Origin of the sequence: Burkholderia sp. Ac-20384 (assembly GCF_017104605.1) — a bacterium.
GTDB classification, from domain to species: domain Bacteria; phylum Pseudomonadota; class Gammaproteobacteria; order Burkholderiales; family Burkholderiaceae; genus Burkholderia; species Burkholderia lata.
On sequence record NZ_JAAGPE010000642.1, the window covers coordinates 1 to 1,548 of the forward strand.

1 protein-coding gene and 2 pseudogenes are annotated in these 1,548 nt (G+C 69.5%); 1 reads left to right on the forward strand and 2 read right to left on the reverse strand.

What is annotated here, in order from left to right:
• Positions 1–3: 3 nt before the first annotated feature.
• Positions 4–495: pseudogene (locus G3O00_RS42540) on the reverse strand (DUF2182 domain-containing protein); the annotation flags it as partial.
• Between the two features lie 28 nt (positions 496–523).
• Positions 524–1,288: a DUF899 domain-containing protein gene (locus tag G3O00_RS42545; RefSeq protein WP_206146582.1), complete on the reverse strand. Its 765-nt coding sequence runs from the start codon at positions 1,286–1,288 to the stop codon at positions 524–526.
• 135 nt (positions 1,289–1,423) lie between these two features.
• Between G3O00_RS42545 and G3O00_RS42550 the strand changes: the two are divergent.
• A pseudogene (locus G3O00_RS42550) lies at positions 1,424–1,548 on the forward strand (DUF1731 domain-containing protein); the annotation flags it as partial.

Here is a 1,548-nt window from a genome sequence, read left to right on the forward strand (position 1 = left end):
TTATTGCAGGGCGCCGGCCGCCAATACGACCGCGCCAGCCGCGAACGGCATCGCACGGGCGAGCGCCGGCAGCCGTGCAGCGGCGCTCGTCAGGGCGGCGCCGGCCGGAAACACGAGTGCGCCAACCGCCATCCATACCGCGAAATACCCGGCACCCGCGACGACGACGAGCCCGGCCGAACGCGCCGCCGCCTGCTGACCGACGCGCTGCCGGTATCGCCAGAGTACCGGCGCCAGCACCGGCAGCATCATCGTCACCGTCATCGCGCCCCACATGCCCGCGAATGCCGCGAACGTGCGTCCGACGCCCCATCCGCACGGCCGCTGCCAGGCGGCCGACGTCATCCAGCCGTCAGAGACGGGCGCGCCGCCCATCGCGGCCATCGATACGTGCTGCGCCACGGTCGCGATCGCGGCGGCGGCGAACACGGCCATGAGCGCTACCGCGAAGGCCCGCGGATCGGGCCCCGGAGCATCGGTCGCCGGCCGTGTCATCACCCGCCCCCGCCCGTCGCCGGCGCGCTCAGCCGCGTGCGTACTCGTCATGACGGCGCCACCACGGGCCGGTCTCGTTGCGTCCGAGCGGCGCGCGATCGAGCCACTGGTACATCCCCCATAGCCCGTCGAGGCCGCGCGCATAGGTCGAGTACGTGTGATAAACCGCGCCGTCCTCGCGCACGAACGCACTCATCCCCGGCCGGTCGAGCGAATACGTGAGCGCGTCGGTCCCGCACGTCGCCGCGAACGCCACGACGGGCGCCGGCGGCGGATTCATGTCCATCGCGTGCCCGGCCCGTGCGTAGTTGTACTCGACATCGCCGGCGCGCTGCTGCGTTTCGGTGAACGACACGTTGAAGTCGAAGTTGAAATCGCTGCCGACCGACGACGCCCACGGGAAGTGCCACCCCATCCGCTGCCGGTAAGCGAGCAGCTTCGTGACCGGCGCGCGCGACACGGCGGCGAGCGTCACGTCGTGGTTCGCCAGGTGCACGGCGAAGCCGTCGAAACCGTCGGCGATCGACGAACACGACGGGCAGCCGGCCTTGTAATCGGGGCCGAACATGAAGTGATAGACAAGCAATTGCGAACGGTCGAGAAACAGGTCGTCGAGCGTTGCCTGCCCTTGTTCGGTGTCGAACCGGTAGGTCTTGTCGACGCGCACCCAGGGCAGCGCCTGGCGTCGCCGCGCGAGTTCGTCGCTTTGCCGCGTCAGCGCCTTTTCCGCGTCGAGCAGTGCATGGCGCGCGGCCAGCCATTCGTCGCGCGTTCCGGTGAGATGGGTCGTCATGGCGGGTTCCTCCTTCCGATGGGTATCCGGGCACGGCGTCCGGTGCCGTGTGCGAGGTGCTAGATTAGTGGCGGGTATCGGACCGGAGGGAGTGACAAGTGTGTCGGGATTCGGATGGATTCGCTGATCACGGCGGCCGCGCCGCTGCGTATCGCGATGGGCGAGATGGCCGAGGTGCTGCTGGACGGGCAGCGCGTGATGCCGGCGCGCCTGCATCAGGACGGATTCATGTTCCGGTTCCCGACGGCCGAGCATGCGCT